13 protein-coding genes and 1 pseudogene are annotated in these 17,300 nt (G+C 60.0%); 7 read left to right on the forward strand and 7 right to left on the reverse strand.

Translation table 11 applies throughout. The annotated features are described in order from the left end of the window. Window positions 1-218 precede the first annotated feature (218 nt). The 5 genes from QRN50_RS17190 to QRN50_RS17210 all read left to right on the forward strand — a co-directional run bounded on the left by QRN50_RS17190 (window position 219) and on the right by QRN50_RS17210 (window position 7,800). Window positions 219-851 carry a LysE family translocator gene (locus QRN50_RS17190; protein WP_024640141.1) on the forward strand — a complete coding sequence of 211 codons (633 nt, stop codon included), beginning with the start codon at window positions 219-221 and terminating at the stop codon, window positions 849-851. A 170-nt stretch (window positions 852-1,021) separates the two neighbouring features. After that, window positions 1,022-2,704, forward strand: a complete 1,683-nt coding sequence (locus tag QRN50_RS17195; protein ID WP_004406891.1) for a fatty acid--CoA ligase — start codon at window positions 1,022-1,024, stop codon at window positions 2,702-2,704. Between the two features lie 309 nt (window positions 2,705-3,013). After that, entirely contained in the window at window positions 3,014-4,951 is a 1,938-nt protein-coding gene (locus QRN50_RS17200) for a DUF1302 domain-containing protein (RefSeq protein ID WP_004406890.1), read from the forward strand. Between the two features lie 28 nt (window positions 4,952-4,979). After that, window positions 4,980-6,344 carry a DUF1329 domain-containing protein gene (locus tag QRN50_RS17205; RefSeq protein WP_024640903.1) on the forward strand — a complete coding sequence of 455 codons (1,365 nt, stop codon included), beginning with the start codon at window positions 4,980-4,982 and terminating at the stop codon, window positions 6,342-6,344. Window positions 6,345-6,906: 562 nt separating this feature from the next. Continuing rightward, on the forward strand, window positions 6,907-7,800 hold the full coding sequence (locus tag QRN50_RS17210; RefSeq protein WP_004406888.1) for a hypothetical protein: 894 nt from the start codon (window positions 6,907-6,909) through the stop codon (window positions 7,798-7,800). A 39-nt stretch (window positions 7,801-7,839) separates the two neighbouring features. Here QRN50_RS17210 and QRN50_RS17215 read toward each other — a convergent pair. Further along, window positions 7,840-8,227, reverse strand: a pseudogene (locus QRN50_RS17215) (IS4 family transposase); the annotation flags it as partial. Between the two features lie 197 nt (window positions 8,228-8,424). On the opposite strand from QRN50_RS17215, the gene QRN50_RS17220 reads away from it, so the two are divergent. Continuing rightward, window positions 8,425-11,154: a winged helix-turn-helix domain-containing protein gene (locus QRN50_RS17220; RefSeq protein ID WP_096127125.1), complete on the forward strand. Its 2,730-nt coding sequence runs from the start codon at window positions 8,425-8,427 to the stop codon at window positions 11,152-11,154. A 24-nt stretch (window positions 11,155-11,178) separates the two neighbouring features. Here the strand turns inward: QRN50_RS17220 and QRN50_RS17225 are convergent, their stop codons facing one another. The 6 genes from QRN50_RS17225 to rutA form a co-directional block, all read right to left on the reverse strand. Beyond that, the gene (locus QRN50_RS17225; RefSeq protein WP_096127124.1) at window positions 11,179-12,360 is read right to left on the reverse strand and encodes a cyclic di-GMP phosphodiesterase; all 1,182 of its coding nucleotides are present in this window, start codon (window positions 12,358-12,360) and stop codon (window positions 11,179-11,181) included. 255 nt (window positions 12,361-12,615) lie between these two features. Further along, on the reverse strand, window positions 12,616-13,152 hold the full coding sequence (gene rutF / locus QRN50_RS17230; protein WP_004406884.1) for an NADH-dependent FMN reductase RutF: 537 nt from the start codon (window positions 13,150-13,152) through the stop codon (window positions 12,616-12,618). A gap of 26 nt (window positions 13,153-13,178) precedes the next feature. Continuing rightward, window positions 13,179-13,958, reverse strand: a complete 780-nt coding sequence (gene rutD / locus QRN50_RS17235; RefSeq protein WP_024640135.1) for a pyrimidine utilization protein D — start codon at window positions 13,956-13,958, stop codon at window positions 13,179-13,181. Between the two features lie 41 nt (window positions 13,959-13,999). Then, window positions 14,000-14,383, reverse strand: a complete 384-nt coding sequence (gene rutC / locus QRN50_RS17240; RefSeq protein WP_003408714.1) for a pyrimidine utilization protein C — start codon at window positions 14,381-14,383, stop codon at window positions 14,000-14,002. 10 nt (window positions 14,384-14,393) lie between these two features. Beyond that, a complete protein-coding gene (gene rutB, locus QRN50_RS17245) occupies window positions 14,394-15,131 on the reverse strand; it encodes a pyrimidine utilization protein B (RefSeq protein WP_004406882.1) in 738 nt (245 codons plus the stop codon). After that, on the reverse strand, window positions 15,131-16,213 hold the full coding sequence (gene rutA / locus QRN50_RS17250) for a pyrimidine utilization protein A (RefSeq protein ID WP_024640134.1): 1,083 nt from the start codon (window positions 16,211-16,213) through the stop codon (window positions 15,131-15,133). The genes rutB and rutA overlap by 1 nt, the downstream gene beginning before the upstream one ends. 304 nt (window positions 16,214-16,517) lie before the next feature. On the opposite strand from rutA, the gene rutR reads away from it, so the two are divergent. Further along, on the forward strand, window positions 16,518-17,246 hold the full coding sequence (gene rutR / locus QRN50_RS17255) for a pyrimidine utilization regulatory protein R (protein ID WP_011266761.1): 729 nt from the start codon (window positions 16,518-16,520) through the stop codon (window positions 17,244-17,246). The last annotated feature ends 54 nt before the right edge of the window (window positions 17,247-17,300 follow it).

The following is a 17,300-nucleotide window of genomic DNA, read 5'->3' on the forward strand; positions in this document are numbered from 1 at the left end:
CCGCCAAGGCAGCGTAGGTGGATAATTGTCCAACCTTCGGGGGTCACACCACTCCAGCGTGGGAATGCAGTTCTCGACGCTCTGCGTCGCCAGGAGGGCGCAGAACGTCGCACGATAGTTAGAGCACGCCCAGCGCCGCGCCAATGCTGGCATCTGTTGCGAAGACATCAGAAAGCGTAATCTGCCGGGTCACACGTCAACCCTCCAGGAGATCCCACATGTACTGGGCAGAATTTCTTACCGTTGCGCTGATTCACTTGCTGGCGGTGGCCAGCCCCGGTCCGGATTTCGCGGTGGTGGTGCGTGAAAGCGTCACTCATGGGCGCAAGGCAGGGACCTGGGCGGCGTTGGGCGTCGGCTCGGCGATCTTTCTGCATGTGGGCTATTCGCTGCTGGGGATCGGGATTATCGTCTCCCAGTCCATCGTGCTGTTCAACGCGCTGAAATGGGCAGCCGCGGCCTATCTGCTGTACATCGGCATCAAGGCGTTGCGCGCCAAACCAGCCGCTGCAACGGGGGATACCGCCATCAAGGCCACTCCCGGCGAGCGCACGGCACGCGGTGCCTACATCAGCGGTTTCGTCACCAATGGCCTGAATCCCAAGGCGACGCTGTTCTTCCTCTCGCTGTTCACCGTGGTGATCAATCCGCACACGCCACTGCTGGTGCAGGGCGGTTACGGCGTGTACCTCGCAGTGGCGACGGCGGTATGGTTCTGTCTGGTGGCGCGACTGTTCAGCCAGGCCCGGGTGCGCGCAGGATTCGCGCGCATGGGGCACTGGTTCGACCGGGCCATGGGCGGCGTGCTGATCGCGCTGGGCATCAAGCTGGCGCTGACCGAAGTGCGCTGAAACCTGAGTTCAGTACGCCGCTTACCGAACACATGCAGCAGTCCGGACGCCCCTTGCAGACAGCGCGGGGCGTCTCGAAAAATCATCCCTTTTACTGATTTCACTGGCAGCCCGAAGCCCTAGAGTGCATATTTTTCAGCACGCTTATGGACTTTGAAAAAGGGCTTCATATGTTACAGACTCGCGTTCTTCCGCCCGCCGATGGCGCGTATCAGTGCCCTCTGTTGATCAAGCGCCTGCTGCTGTCGGGCGGTCGTTATGAAAAGACGCGCGAAATCATCTACCGTGATTCGGTCCGCTACACCTACGCGACCCTCAACGAACGCATCTGTCGCCTGGCCAACGTACTGACAGCGGCGGGCGTGAAGGCTGGCGATACCGTGGCGGTGATGGACTGGGACAGCCACCGCTACCTGGAATGCATGTTCGCCATCCCGATGATTGGCGCGGTCATCCACACCGTCAATGTGCGACTTTCTCCCGAGCAGATCGCCTACACCATCAACCACGCCGACGACCGTCTGGTGCTGGTGAATAGCGAGTTCACGGGACTCTATCAGGCGATGTCCGGACACCTGAGCACGGTCGAGAAGACCCTGTTGCTGACGGATTTGCCAGACAAGACTGCCGAGCTGCCCAACCTAGTGGGCGAGTACGAGACCCTGCTGGCGGCGGCCAGCCCCGAATACGTGTTCGAGGATTTCGACGAAAACTCGGTCGCCACCACGTTCTACACCACCGGCACCACTGGCAACCCCAAAGGGGTGTATTTCACCCACCGCCAACTGGTGCTGCACACCATGGGCGTGGCGACCATCATGGGCTGTATCGACAGCACCCGGCTGCTGGGCACCGATGACGTCTACATGCCCATCACGCCGATGTTTCACGTGCACGCCTGGGGCATTCCCTATGCGGCAACCATGCTCGGTCTGAAACAGGTGTATCCGGGCCGCTACGATCCCGAGTTGCTGGTGGAGCTCTGGCGCAGGGAGAACGTCACCTTTTCCCATTGCGTGCCGACCATCTTGCAAATGCTGCTCAACGCCAAGTCTGCCCAGAACGTCGATTTCGGTGGCTGGAAGATCATCATTGGCGGCAGCTCCCTGACCCGCAGTCTGTATCAGGCCGCCAAATCCCGCGGCATCCAGCTCACTGCCGCCTACGGCATGTCTGAAACCGGACCACTCATATCCGTAGCGCACATCAACGAAGAGTTGAAAGCCGGCAGTGAAGACGAGCGCATCACCTATCGGATCAAGGCCGGCGTGCCGGGAATGCTGGTGGAAGCCGCCATCATCGATCAACAGGGCAACTTCCTCCCGGCCGACGGCGAAACCCAGGGAGAGCTGGTGCTGCGTGCGCCCTGGCTGACCGGAAGCTATTTTCGCGAGCCCGAAAAAGGCGCCGAGCTGTGGGCGGGCGGCTGGCTGCACACCGGCGATGTGGCGACGCTGGACGGCATGGGCTTCATCGACATTCGCGACCGCATCAAGGACGTGATCAAGACCGGTGGCGAATGGGTTTCGTCGCTGGAACTCGAAGATTTGTGCAGCCGCCATCCGGCAGTGCGCGAAGTGGCAGTGGTCGGCATCGCCGATCCGCAATGGGGAGAACGGCCGTTTGCCTTGCTGGTGATTCGCGATGGCCACCAGCTCGACGCCAAGGGTTTGAAGGAGCACCTCAAGCCGTTTGTCGAGCAAGGTCACATCAATAAGTGGGCGATTCCCAGCCAGATCGCGCTTGTTACCGAAATTCCCAAGACCAGCGTCGGCAAGCTGGACAAGAAACGCATGCGCCTGGACATCGTGGAGTGGCAAAGCAGCAACAGTGCCTTTCTCTCGACCCTCTGACACCTCGGGCATGGCGTATCCGTTGGCGACGGCACGTGTCTGCGCTGCAGGTCCTGCTCTGTGACTTGCCAAATTTGCAAATTACGCCATCCTCCCCGCCACATGTTTTTTGGCGGCTTCCCGGAAACGGTCGGTCCAGAGGCGTTGGTCGTGCAAATCACACTTTAGAGGGATCTAGCGTCAGAGCGTGCTGGCTATAGTCAGCACCGGGAATGGCAAGAACGGACCTGGCGCGTGTGTTGATTCGATGACTGATTCGTTTCTGGATTTCCCCACCGCCATAACAATAAAACACAAGGAGTAGCGTCGATGACAAGCACATCCCCCTTCTGGCGTCGGGCCAGGCTGCCTCTGGCCGTCAGCCTTGCCTCGTCGCTCGCCGGCCCGGCCTTTGCCGTGACCTTCAATGTCGGCGAGATCGAAGGCAGTTTCGACTCGTCGCTGTCAGTGGGGGCGAGCTGGTCGACGGCCAATCCCAACAAGAACCTGATCGGCGCCAACAACGGCGGGCGTGGTCTGTCGCAGACGTCCGATGACGGTCACTTGAACTTCAAGCGTGGGGAGACGTTTTCGAAGATCTTCAAGGGCATTCATGATCTGGAACTGAAGTACGGTGATACCGGTGTGTTCCTGCGCGGCAAATACTGGTACGACTTCGAACTCAAGGATGAAAACCGCGAGTTCAAGGACATCAGCGACTCGGGCCGCAAGGAGGGCGCCAAGTCGTCCGGGTTCCAGCTGCTCGACGCCTTCGTCTATCACAACTATTCGATTGCCGATCAGCCGGGCGCGGTGCGCTTCGGCAAGCAGGTCATCAGTTGGGGGGAAAGTACCTTCATTCAGGGCGGCATCAACAGCGTCAACCCGGTCGATGTTTCGGCCTTCCGGCGACCCGGTTCGGAAATCAAGGAAGGCCTGATTCCGGTCAACATGTTCTACCTGTCCCAGAGCCTGACCGACAACCTGTCTGCCGAAGGTTTCTACCAGCTGGAATGGGATCAGACGGTCGTCGACAACTGCGGCACTTTCTTTTCGCAACCCGATGTGATTGCCGATGGCTGCAACAACAACCTCGCGGTCTTGCGCAGCCGCAGCGGCCTGAACAGCTCGCTGACGGCGGCCGGTCTGCCAGCTGGCGCGCGCGGTGCGGTGTTCAATTCGCTGTCGCAGCAGGGCGTGGTGTTCGGCAACCCGGATGAGGGCGCGGTGGTGCGCCGAGGCCCTGACCGCGATGCGCGCGACAGCGGCCAGTTCGGTTTTGCCTTGCGTTACAACTTCGAACCGCTGGACACCGAGTTCGGCGCGTACATGATGAATTACCACAGCCGTGCACCGATTTTCAGCGGGCGGGGCGGCTCGGCTGCTTCGTTCAGCCCGCAAGGGCTGGTCGGTTCGCTGGTGCGCAACGGCATTCCTGCCAGCACTGCCGCCGCGCTGGCCCCCAGCCTGCTGCCGGTGGTGGTGGCGGGCAACTCCAGTTACTACGTCGAATACCCCGAAGACATTCGTCTGTACGGCCTGAGCTTCTCGACCACGCTGCCCACCGGCACGGCGTGGAGCGGCGAGATCAGCTACCGCCCCAACGCGCCGATCCAGGTCAATACCACCGACATCCTCTATTCGGGCATTTCGCCGCTCAACCCCAACGTGTCGCTGCTCAGCGGGCAGCCGAATACGGATCAAGCCGGTTATCGCCGCAAAGAAATCACCCAGATGCAGACCACATTTACCCAGTTCTTCGATCAGGTCATGGGCGCCGAGCGTCTGACGGTGGTCGGTGAAGTGGGCTGGACTCATGTGGGCGGGCTCGAAAGCACATCCAAAATCCGTTACGGCCGCGATCCGGTGTACGGCCCCGGGCCGCTGCCTGGCGGCCAATGCGCAACGTTGAACGCTGGCACGCTGACCGGTGCCGAGCAGAACAACCTGACCCGCTATTGCGAAGACGACGGCTTTACCACGGCCAACTCCTGGGGCTATCGCGCCCGCGCCATCTGGGATTACAACAGCGTGTTCGCCGGGGTCAACCTCAAGCCGAGCGTGGCTTGGTCGCATGACGTCAAAGGCTATTCACCCGGCCCTGGCGGCAACTTCGAAGAGGGGCGCAAGGCGGTCAGCCTGGGGCTCGATGCCGAGTACCAGAACACCTACACCGCGAACCTTTCCTACACCAACTTCTTTGATGGCAAGTACACCACGGTCGATGACCGGGACTTCGTGGCGCTGAGCTTCGGCATGAACTTCTAAGAACATGGTTTTCAGGATGACGATGAACATGAAAATAACAAAAAGTCTGTTGCAGGCCGGGGTTCTGGGGATGTCGCTGCTGGCGACCGGTGTGATGGCGGCGGTGTCCGAGTCCGAAGCGGCAAAGCTGGGCACCTCGCTGACGCCGATGGGCGCGGAAAAGGCCGGTAATGCGGCCAACACCATCCCGGCCTGGAGCCCGATGCCGAAAAACGCCGGGGCGGTGGACAGCAAGGGTTTTCTTGCCAACCCGTACGCCAGTGAAAAACCGCTGTTCATCATCACCGCGGCCAACGTCGAGCAGTACAAGGACAAGCTGGCGCCGGGCCAATACGCGATGTTCAAGCGCTACCCGGACAGCTACCGGATTCCGGTCTACCCGACCCATCGCGGTGCCACCGTGCCGGATGACGTGTTCGCCGCGATCAAAAAAAACGCCACCACCAGCAAGCTGGTCGGTGGCGGCAGTGGCCTGGAAAACTTCGATACGGCCATTCCGTTCCCGATCCCGGCCAGTGGCGTCGAGGTCATCTGGAACCACATCACCCGCTACCGCGGCGGCAGCGTCAAACGTCTGGTCACCCAGGCCACGCCACAGCCCAACGGCTCTTACAGCCTGGTGTATTTCTCCGATCAGTTCGTGTTTCGCGACAAGATGAGGGATTTCGACCCGAAAAATCCGGGCAACGTGCTGTTCTACTTCAAGCAGGAAGTCACCGCTCCGGCGCGTCTGGCCGGTGGCGTGTTGCTGGTGCATGAAACCCTGGACCAAGTGGCCGAACCACGCTCGGCGTGGCTGTACAACGCCGGTCAGCGCCGCGTGCGTCGTGCGCCGCAGGTGTCCTACGACGGCCCCGGTACTGCCTCCGACGGCCTGCGCACTTCCGACAACCTTGACATGTACAACGGCGCGCCGGATCGCTATGACTGGAAACTGATCGGCAAGCAGGAAATGTACATCGCCTCCAACAGCCACAAGCTGGACGATCCGACGCTCAAGTACGCCGACATCATCAAGGCCGGCCATATCAACCAGGACCTGACCCGCTACGAGCTGCGCCGCGTCTGGCACGTGACCGCCACCCTCAAGGAAGGGCAGCGTCATATCTATGCCAAGCGTGACTTCTTCATCGACGAAGACACCTGGCAGGCTGCGGTCATCGACCATTACGACGGGCGTGGTCAGCTGTGGCGCGTGGCCGAGGCGCACTCGGAAAACTACTACGACAAGCAAGTACCGTGGTACGCGGTAGAGACGCTGTACGACCTGCAATCGGGTCGCTATGTGGCGCTGGGCATGAAAAACGAAGAGAAGAAGGCCTACGAGTTCGGCTTCACGGCCGGCACCAGCGACTTCACCCCCAACGCGCTGCGTCAGGAAGGGGTGCGTTGATACCTGACCGATACACGCTGTAAATCAACGTCTCGGTTATGTGCCTGAAAGACCATTGATTGGATAATGTTGTTCACTTATAAGCGGAGCAGTCTTACGGTTCACTGGAAACCGGGTCTTTGAAAATTGCCACCGTCCTTGGTCTTGAAGGCCAAGGACGGTGGTCCAGGGCAGCCCTCCCGACGCGAGTTCAATCGGAGTGCTCATTTACAACACTAGAGTCGAACGCGCGCCGCCGCTGTTTCTCGCCTGTTTTTGCCCTGCCTGACCTTCTCTAGCCGACGTTTCGTACAGAGCCACGGGCGCTTCTGGCTGAAATGCTTGGTTATATTGATTCCGCTAGCCCACGGTGCTCCATGTATTCGCAAGTCGACGAGGAGGCTTATTGGACAACACTATCGGGGGTTGAAATCCTATGTTTGATGGTGCTTTATAATATTGGAAGGTTTTGCATCAGTTTATATTCCTTGTTGTTATGTCTCACTGTTAGTTTTGACAGTTGTCTGTGGGGGCGGGAGGGGTTATTTTGAACGCTTGTTATCCATGGATGGAGTAGTATGAAATGAAGAGCGTCGAGTTTAGTTGTTTAATGTGGGACAGGGTAAGCGGGAGCTTGGCTAGTGGTTTTGATGCTGTTTTAATTGAGGAGATTGTAAACGGCGTCTTAGCTGCTTCGACACCCCCTCTTGATAAAACGGATGTAAGAAATACGTTAAGGGATGAGGGGGTTGATGGGGTAATTGGACTCTTACAATTGGACACGGATGCAAATAGCGTGGATGGTAAAAAACGGGCGACGCTCATGAAGTCTGTTGCGGGTAAAGTTATTGAAAGATGTCGAGGTCCGATTTACCAAAAATGCACGAGTCTGAGTAGGCTTTCAATTGGTTCAGAGGCGGAATTGAAGAAACTGGCGGATGAATACCTGTCTGATTTTGATACTCGCATCACTAATGGCAGTAGGTCTGTCGAAGACATCGTACCCGTCTGTGAGGTGATCGGTAAAAGTGAGCTGGTTAGAGAGGTTGCTCGACGCAGCGAAGCGTTATCCGCTATTCTTCGTGAGCCTTCATTAGACGGCATCATGGGCAATCACTATGGCGAGGTTTTCAAAAGTGTAAGGATGCTTATGGCCTCTGCTTGTGACCCCTTGATCGTCGACGGAGAATTTCATAAGGAATTGGCAACGGACTCATCTACCGATGTTTATGTCGTAAAATTAAGAGAGTCTATATTTAGAAGCTGGGAGCCACAAAAAAAACTTGTTGACTGTTTTCCAGAGATGGTCGATGTGTGGACTAGTGCGCGAAAAGGTGACGCTGGTTGGCTCTGGAAGCTGGTAGGAGATGGCGTTGCTGTAGAGGTGTTGATTACGTATGGTCATTCTACCTGGGATCCGAAAAAAGGAGGCGGACCTTTGCAAGTATGGTCGAATGGGAGTTTAATTACTTATTAATTAAAGCTTATTAATGAAATCCGCCAATTAGCGTAATGTTCACTCAGGCGGAGCAGCCTTACTGTTCACTGGAAACCGGATCTTTGATATTTTCACCGTCCTTGGCCTTGAGGGGCTGGGACGGTAATCCAGAACAGCCGCCCCCCAGCTCTAAGAGCCGTCTTTCGGTCGCGGAAACAGGATTGGCTGCGGCCATCACAATCAACTGCACCGCGATGTATTGGTATGCGGGTTTGCAGCGGATATCTGACGGTGCTCGTCAGAACGCCATCGCGGCCTGACTGGCCTCTCGACGGATCACGTCGTAAGTCAGTAATCGCCTCCACGCCTCTTGATAGATCAAGTCGATTTTCTTGCGATGCAGCGTCACTGCGTTCTTCTGCATCAAACTTTTGATGTCCCTGAACCCCGGTTCAATTTCCCGTCGTCGGTTCAAATGCTTGAGTGAACAATATTACCTCGGATCGGGGCTTTTTTGCGCGTACGCAATCGCCTCATAATCTGTAGGAATTTTGTTACAGTCTTTTCCGTGATGACCTTCAAAAGCAGCGATTTACCCGCTAGTCTCCGAACACCGTGACGCCGTACCAATGATTCCCGCACGGATTCCCACACGAGCCGGCCATGACTGATCTGTCCCGAATGCAAGGGTTTGCAGACGGCGCGATTCCTGCGTTGGAAGGGCGGTTTTTCCGTCCACCTCTGCCTGAGGGTTATGTTCCCCGTGCGCGCCTGTGTCAGCGTCTCGATGCCGGGCTTGGCGGCCGACTGCTGCTGGTCTGCGCCCCGGCCGGGTTCGGCAAGAGTTCGCTGGCTGTCGAGTTCTGTCAGGGGTTGCCGGACAACTGGCAAAACGTATGGCTGGGTCTGAGCGCGCGGGACAGCGACCCGGGTCGTTTTCTCGAGCGTTTGCTGGCCAGCCTTCAACAGTTCTTCCCGCAACTGGGTACTCAGGCGATGGCTTTGCTGAAGATGCGCCAGCGCCACCAGCCGTTTGCCTTCGAGGAGTGGCTCGACGGCCTGCTCGACGAGTTGGCCATGCACCTGATGCTGAGCAAGCCGCTGTTGCTGGTGCTCGATGACTATCATCTGGCCCAGGGGCCGGTACTCGATCGCTGCCTGCAGTTCCTTCTCAACCATCTACCGGCCGGGCTGGTGGTCATGGTGACCAGCCGGCAGCGCCCGGACTGGCATCTGGCACGCTTGCGTCTGACGCGGCAGTTGCTGGAAATCAACGAACAGGACCTGCGCCTCACGCACGCCGAATCCATGGCAGTGCTGGAGCGGCACAGCGGATCGCTCGACAGCGAGGCGTTGCAAAGCCTGATTCAGCGCAGCGAAGGCTGGGTCGCCGGGCTGCGCTTCTGGTTGCTGGCGGCGTCCGAAGCCGGTGATGAAAGCGCCTTGCCCCAGACGCTGCGCGGCAGTGAGGTGCTGATTCGCGAGTACCTGCTGGAAGAAGTGATCGACTGCCTGCCGGCCGATGTTCAGGCGTTTCTCTACGACACCGCCTGCCTGGAGCGTTTTTGCGCCGAGCTGTGCGACGCCGCGCGGGATGGTCACGACAGCGCCGGGATGCTGGGTTATCTGCAGGCGCATCAGGTCTTTCTGGTACCGCTGGACGAGCAGGGCCACTGGTTTCGCTATCACCATCTGTTTTCCGATCTGTTGCGCGCTCGGCAGGCGGCCGGTGCACCACCGACCCGCCTGCACCTCAATGCCTGCCGCTGGTTCAGCGCTCAGGGCCAGCTCGACGAAGCGGTCGAGCAGGCGTTGCGCGCCGGGCATCTGGATGTGGCGGCCAATCTGGTGCAGAACCTCTCCGAAGAACAGCTGCTGGCCGAACAGAATGTCGGCATGTTGCTGCGCTGGAAGATGGACTTGCCGGACGACCTGTTGACCAGCACGCCACGCCTGATCGTGCTTTACGCTTGGGCGTTGGGGCTGGCCTGCCAGCTGGATGCCGCCGAAGAGCTGGCCAATCAACTGAGCCGGTTTCTGCCGGCACCCTCGGCAACCGCTCAGAAATCCATGCTCGCCCAATGGCTGGCGCTCAGCGGCATCATCGCCCGTGGCCGCGGAGACAGTGAAAAGACTCAACATTATTGCACCGAAGCCCTGCTGAGCCTGCCGGAAAAACGCTATGGCCAGCGGCTGGTGTGCCTGTCGACACTGGCCAACCTCGCGGTCGCCAGCGGTGATCTGTGGCGCGCCCGCGTGTTGAATCGCGATGCGCTGGAGCTGGCGCAGCGGGTCGCCAATCCGTTGTTCGAGGCGCTGGCGCATTACGACCGCGCCAGAGTTCTGCAGGCGCGTGGCGAAATTCTCCGCGCGCTGGAGGAAGTGCGGCAGGGGCAGCAACGCCTCAAAGGCTTGTCCACCGTTCGGCTCTACGCGGTCCGCGCGCGCCTGACGCTGTATGAAGGCTACTTGCTGACCCTGCGTCTGCAGGTGGACGAAGGGCGGGTGTTATTGCTGGCCGGTCTGGCCGAGGCACGCGCCTGCCGCGACATCAGCGTGCTGATCGGTCACTGTGTAATAGCCACCATGGAAGGCTGCACCGGCCGCTTTGCCGAAGCCTTCGCCGAACTCGCCGAGGCCGAACGGCTGATGCACATCTGGGACGTGCCGCCGATCTACTACCTGGCGATGATTACCCTGGTCAAATGCGAGCTGTGGCTGTTGCAGGGGCGCATGGACCTTGCCGAAGCGTGGCTGCTGCGCCTGACGCAGACCTACAACGGCGGTCTCGGTGCTGCGGCCCCCGAGTGCCATCCGCAACTGCCGCAATACATTGAGTTGCAGCGTGCCGTACTCGAACGACAGCAGGGTGACGGCGTTGCCTGCGAGCAGCGCTTGCAGGCGCTCGAGCGGCGCGCTCAGGAGGTGGGGGCGAAACTGCTTGGACTGATCGCCATGACCCAGCAGATCGGCTTGCTGCTGAGTCAGGCGCGACGCGACGAGGCGCGGGCATTGTTGCTGCGCAGCCTGCCCGCAGCGTCCGGCGGTGCATTGATGCCGTTCAAGGCGCTGCTGGGCGAGCACCCCGAGTGGCTGCATGAGCAACTTGTGCAACTGCCACCCTGCCGGGTTCAAGCTGCATTGCTGGAAAAGCTTCCGGCCTGTTGCACGCCGTCGCCCGAGGCGGCACATGGCGGCGATTGCCTCAGCGTGCGCGAACTGGGTGTGCTGCAACTGATTGCACAGGGCTGTTCCAATCAGGAAATCAGCGAGCAGCTGTTCATCTCCCTGCACACCGTCAAGACTCACGCCAGTCACATCAACAGCAAACTGGGGGTCGAGCGTCGCACTCAAGCGGTGGCGAGGGCCAAGACACTGGGCTTGCTGGGTTGACGTCAACGGCGTTCACCGGGCCACTCAGGCCGGGCTGCCCGCCCACAGCGTATCGACTTCTTCCAGCCCCCAGTCGGTGGTTTTTTCGATTCTGGCGATCCTGTCCGGGTCGGAAGGGCAGTCCAGGTCGATGACTTGTGCGGCGAACGTCTTGCCGGTGCGCGCTGACATGAAAACCTTCACTTTCGGTTTCAACAGCGACGCTTGACCTTGTTCGACCACCACGCCGAGGCGCCCGCTTTCCAGGCGTACCAGTGTGCCGATCGGGTAAATACCCACGGTCTTGACGAAGCTTTGAAAGACCACGTCGTCAAAATGTCCCTGCCACGACGCCATCTCGCGAATCGAATGGGCAACGCCCCAGCCCTTTTTGTAGGGGCGGTCGGAGGTGATGGCGTCATACACGTCGCAGACCGCGCCCATGCGCGCGAAGATGCTGATCTGGTCGCCTTTCAGGCCGTGCGGGTAGCCCGAGCCGTCGACCTTTTCGTGGTGATGCAGGCAGACGTCAATCACCGACGCGGCCACGGGCTGCGTGTCCATGAGGATCTTCACGCCCAGTTCGGGGTGGGCCTTCATGATCTCGAATTCGTCGCGGGTCAGGCGGCCCGGTTTGTTGAGCACCGCCGGGGCAATCATCATTTTGCCGACATCGTGCATCAGCCCGGCCACGCCAGCTTCACGGATCTGATCGTCAGGCATGCCCATGCGTTTGGCCAGCGCGACCATCAACGCGCAGACCGCCACCGAGTGCATGTAGGTGTACTCGTCGGACGTTTTCAGGCGTGACAGGCTGATCAGCGCGTGCGGATGGCGCAGGATCGAGTTGGAGATTTCCTCCACCAGCAACTGCACATTGTCGACATCCATGGCCCGGCCCATGCGCGCTTCGGTAAACATGCACATGACCGCATCCCTGGCCCGTCCGCAGATCAGCCTGGCGCGCAGCATTTCCTTTTCGAGGCTGGCCGGCGTTGTATCGTCGCTGGCCGATGGCGCTGAGGGCCGGGGGGCCAGGACGCGGCTTTTGCCGGTTTCGATCCAGACTTCTTTGGTGCCTGATTGCTGAATGCGCTCGAGCACTTCAACGTCATCGAGCATGACTTCGACCAGGCCTATCCAGAATGGATCATTGCTCCAGCGGCGGCAGATTTTGTGGATATACATGCCCAGGGCAAGATCAGCCACCGGTATTTTCTTCAGCATGCTCAGCCACCTGCGTGCGTAGGCATGCCAGGTGGCGGGTAAGCGCAACGAGCATACGATGGACTGCTGGCGGCTATCAGCAGAATGCAGGCGCTGTTGATCGACATGACTTCACCTCGTTGACTGCAAGGATTGTTCTGATCTCACAGTGCCAGTATACGGGGCTGTCGCAAAAAATCATGTCTATTTGGTACATTCCGGCGGGCTCATTCTGGCTGGTTCATTCTGGAAGTCTGCAGTCAACCGGCAAAGCCCTCAGGCCGCTGGCGTTTCGCTCGGCAGGTGATGATAGCGACGGCCGAAGTAGACCAATGCATCTGCACCGCTCTGATGCCTGATATCCACCACCTCGCAGAACAGAATGTCATGCGTGCCGACGCTGACTGACTGGCTCACTTTGCAGTCGAGCGCCAGTTTTGCACTGTCCAGGACCGGTGCGCCGGTCACGCCGGCCTCCCACTGCCCGCAGGCAAAGCGCTCCTGCTGGGAGCTCTTGCCGCCGAACAGGTTGGACAAGTCCTGCTGACCGTTGCCCAGCGTATTCACGCACAACGTGCCGTTCTCGATGAAGGCGTCATACACCGACGCACTGCGGTTGATACAGACCAGCAGCGTCGGCGGTTGATCCGTCACGCTGCACACGGCGGTCGCGGTAAAGCCGGCGCGTCCGCCAGGGCCGTCGGTGGTGATGAGGTTGACGGCGGCTGCCAGGCCGGACATCGCATCGCGAAACGCCAGCTGGCTGACAGCGGCGATGGGCAGAATGGCGGGAGTTGTAGAGGAAGTAGGCATGGGATGAGTCCTTTCAGGGTTGTGTGTCAGGGTTGTGTGCTGAGAAAAGCGCGCAGGGCGCGTTGGAAGGGCAGTGGATCGGTAATGTTCGAGGCATGGCCGCCATATTCCAGCAGCACCAGCGTTGCATTCGGCAGGGCGTTGGCCAGGTGCCGGGATTGCTGCCAGGGCACCAGCATGTCGTCGCGGTTGGCAATCAGCAGGGTCGGGGTGTGAATGCGTGAAAGCTCGGCCGCCACGTCGAAGGTTTCCAGCGCATGGATGCGCCGCAGCAGGTTGTCGGTGTCGGGGAAATGCGCCAGAGCGTGGGCTTCGTCGTCGGCCAGCCGCGGGCCGTTGGCGGCGATCCAGTCTGCCGGGTAGAGGAACAGCGCCTGAGCCTGTACGTAGGCCTCCGGTCCGCTGTTCAGCAGCAGTTTTTTGCGCACTGAAAAGCAGCGCGCGCTGTGCGGGTTCGGATTGCTCCAGGCATTGATCAGTACCTGGCTTTGCAGCAGTTCCGGGCGCAGCAGGGCCAGTTCCAGACCCACCAGGCCGCCCAGTGCATGGCCCATGAAATGGCAGCGCTGGATATCGAGTGAGTCGAGCAGGGCCAGCAACTCGATAGCCATGTGCCGGATCGAGTAATCCGCCGGCAACACCGCAGGGCTGCGCCCGGTTCCGGCATGGTCATAGACGAGCACGCGGTAGTCGCGGGTCAGCAGTGCCAGGTCATCCGCCCAATAGCGGCCAGACCCGCCCAGCCCGGAACTGAGCACCAGGGTCGGTGCATCGGCATGCTGGCAGGCATGAAACTCATGGAACATGGGTTTTCTCCGGGTGGGCGTCAACTGCCCACGGTCGCGATTCAGCCGATGTGGGCGATGCTGGCGATTTCGATCAGCGCCTCGGGTTTGACCAGACCGCACTGGATGCAGTAACGGGCTGGCTTCTCGCCCGCGAAATACTCGGCATACACCTCGTTGACCTTGGCGTAGTCGGCCCAGTCACGAATCATGATCATGTTGAAGGTGACATCGTCCAGCGTCCCGCCCGCGGTCTCGACCACACTTTTGATGGCTTCCAGCACGTGACGGGTCTGCGCGGTGGCGTCGCCGACGTGCACCACGTTGTTGTCCTTGTCGAACGGCAGCGTGCCCGAGACATAGAGCACGCCGTCGGCCATGGAGCCCGGTACGAACGGCGCGATGGGTTTGCTGGTGCCGGCAGGGATGATCGCTTTCTTGGTCATGCTGGTGTCCTCACGAAGGTTGCCCGACAGGGCTGAAAGTGGTGCAGAAGTCATCGACGCTGGAAACCCAGCCAAAGAAGGTTTCGATGTTGAACAGCGCGGCTTGCTGAGCGAATTCGGGGCCTGCCTGATGGGTCGCGTCAGCCAGCACCACGCCGAAATATTCCAGGTGAAAGCCGTCGCGCAGGGTCGACTCGACACAGACATTGGTGGCGATGCCGGTGAACACCAGATTGCGAATGCCGCGGCTGCGCAGCACGCTGTCGAAGCTGGAATTGAAGAAGCCGCTGTAGCGGATTTTCGGCACCACGATGTCGCCAGGCTGTGGCGTCAGTTCGTCTACCAGCTGGTAATCCCAACCGCCCTTGGCGAGCAGTTGCCCTTCGAGTTCCGGGCGCTTGCGCATGGTTTTCAGGGCGTTGGACTTGTGCCAGTTCGGTGAACCGGGGCCACCGGCTTCGACATAGGCCGGGTCCCAGCCATTCTGGAAAAAGATCACCGGAATGCCTGCTGCACGCGCGGCGGTACAGGCCTTGTTGATATTGGCGATAACCGGCCCGGTGCTGCTGACATCGAACCCGGCCAGATCCAGGTACCCACCGAGCGAGGCGTAGGCGTTCTGCATGTCGACCACCACCAGCGCGGTTTCGCCGGGTTTCATGCGCAGCGGCTCGGGACGGGCGGGCAGCTCGCGGGCGGGCTGCAGGTCCGGCAGGTCAACGCCTGCGACGGTTGTCGGGGTTGTCATCAGATCACCTCCCTGAGCTGCGCGATGTGCTTGCGGCTGGTCATCAGTGGCTGGATCTTCTCGCCGAAATCCTCGACCCCTTTGACGAAATCATCGAACGTCAGCATCACGCCCTGAGTCCCCGGCACACTGGCCACCTCGTCGAGCATTCTCGCCACCGTGGCCCACGAGCCCACCAGCGTGCCCATGTTGATGTTGACCGCCGAGGTCGGGTCGGCCATCTGTCGCAGGTTGGAGCCGGCACTTTTATCCGCCGAGCCTTTTTCGCTCAGCCAGGCAATGGCTTCTTCGTCGGCACCGTCCTTGATGTGCTCCCAGCGAGCGCGTGCGGCTTCGTCGGTATCGTCGGCGATGATCATGAACAGCACGCAGGAGGTGACATTGCGGCCGGTCTTTTCATTGGCTTCGAGCAGTTTCTGTGCGGTCGGCGCGAAGGCCGTGGGCGTGTTGACGCCTTTGCCGAAGCAGAAGTTGTAGTCGGCGTATTGCGCCGAGAACGCCATGCCCGCTTCACTTTGACCGGCGCAGATCAGCTTCATGTCGGCCTGTGGGCGAGGGCTGACGCGGCAGTCCTGCATGCTGAAATGTTCGCCCTTGAAGTCGCTGCTGCCGGTGGCCCACAGGTCGCGCAGAACCTGAGCGTACTCGGCCAGGTATTCATAGCGGGTGTGGAAGAACTCGTCGCCCGGCCACAGCCCCATCTGCTCGTATTCCGGCTTCTGCCAGCCGGTGACGAGGTTGATCCCGAAGCGGCCATTGGAGATCGAGTCGATGGTCGAGGCCATGCGCGCGGCAATGGCAGGCGGGATGGTCAGAGTGGCAACGGTGGCGAACAGCTGGATCCGGCTGGTGACTGCGGCCAGGCCGGCCATCAGCGTGAACGACTCCAGGTTGTGTTCCCAGAACTGCGTCTTGCCGCCGAAGCCACGCAGTTTGATCATCGACAGCGCAAAGTCGAAGCCATAGCCCTCGGCCTTCTGCACGATCTGTTTGTTCAGCTCGAAGGTCGGCATGTACTGCGGAGCATTGCTGGAAATCAGCCAGCCGTTATTGCCGATGGGGATGAAGATTCCAATGTCCATATGAGGCCTCTCTGCGTGGGTCGATGCGTGCCAAAGCGCGACTGGCGGCACTTGAATCGTCGTTCAATCGCCTTTCAATCGTCTCTCAATAAGCTTTTGCATTAAGCGGGCCATAAATTTTTATTGTTTTTATTCAGTAGCTTGTGAATTTTTCCTGTTTATTTCAGACCATTTGGTCCGAATCAGAGCACTTGGTTTGTGCGCGGCGCACGCAGATGGGGCAGGGCGGACGGCGCAGGCAATCCGTATCGACAAAACAGCTGCGCCCGTTAAGATGCCCGCTCATTTCGGCATCACTGGATGGATGTGCGTGAACAAGAAACCTCCCCTGGCTGACCCGGCGAACAAACGCGTGCGCAAGGCCAAGCCAGAGACCGTGGTCAAGACGACCCGCGAACCCAGTGCGACGTCCCTGAAGCGGCGCATGCGCCTGATGGAAAGCAAGCGCACGCTGATTCTCGATGCGGCGCTGGAGATATTTTCCCGCTATGGCGTGCATGGCAGCAGCCTGGATCAGGTCGCGAGCCTGGCGGATGTCTCCAAGACCAACCTGCTGTATTACTTCAGCAGCAAGGACGACCTGTACCTGAACGTGCTGCGCCAGCTGCTCGAGGTATGGCTGAGCCCGCTGGTGCACTTCACCGCCGACAAGGAGCCGGTGCAGGCGATCAGCGCCTACATCAAGGCCAAGCTGGAGATGTCCCGCGATCACCCGGCCGAATCCCGGCTGTTCTGCATGGAAGTGATGCAAGGCGCACCGCTGATTCAGGGCGAGTTGCAGCACCCGTTGCGTGACACGGTGCAGGCCAAGGTGGCGGTGATTCAGCACTGGATCGACAGCGGTCAGCTGGCGCCCATCAATCCGCACCACCTGATTTTCACCCTATGGGCGACCACCCAGCATTACGCCGACTTCCGTACTCAGGTCGAGGCCGTGACCGGCAAGACCCTGGATGATCCGGCGTTTTTCGACGAGGTGCTGACGAGCCTGCGCAGCATGGTTCTGGACGGGATCCTGCCGCGCAAGGCGTGAATGGACCTCGCCGGGCCTGACCCGCGCACCCCGCTCGCGCAGTGCGCGGGCGTC

The sequence above is a fragment of the Pseudomonas sp. MEJ108 genome, from assembly GCF_030208985.1.
Lineage (GTDB): Bacteria > Pseudomonadota > Gammaproteobacteria > Pseudomonadales > Pseudomonadaceae > Aquipseudomonas > Aquipseudomonas fragariae.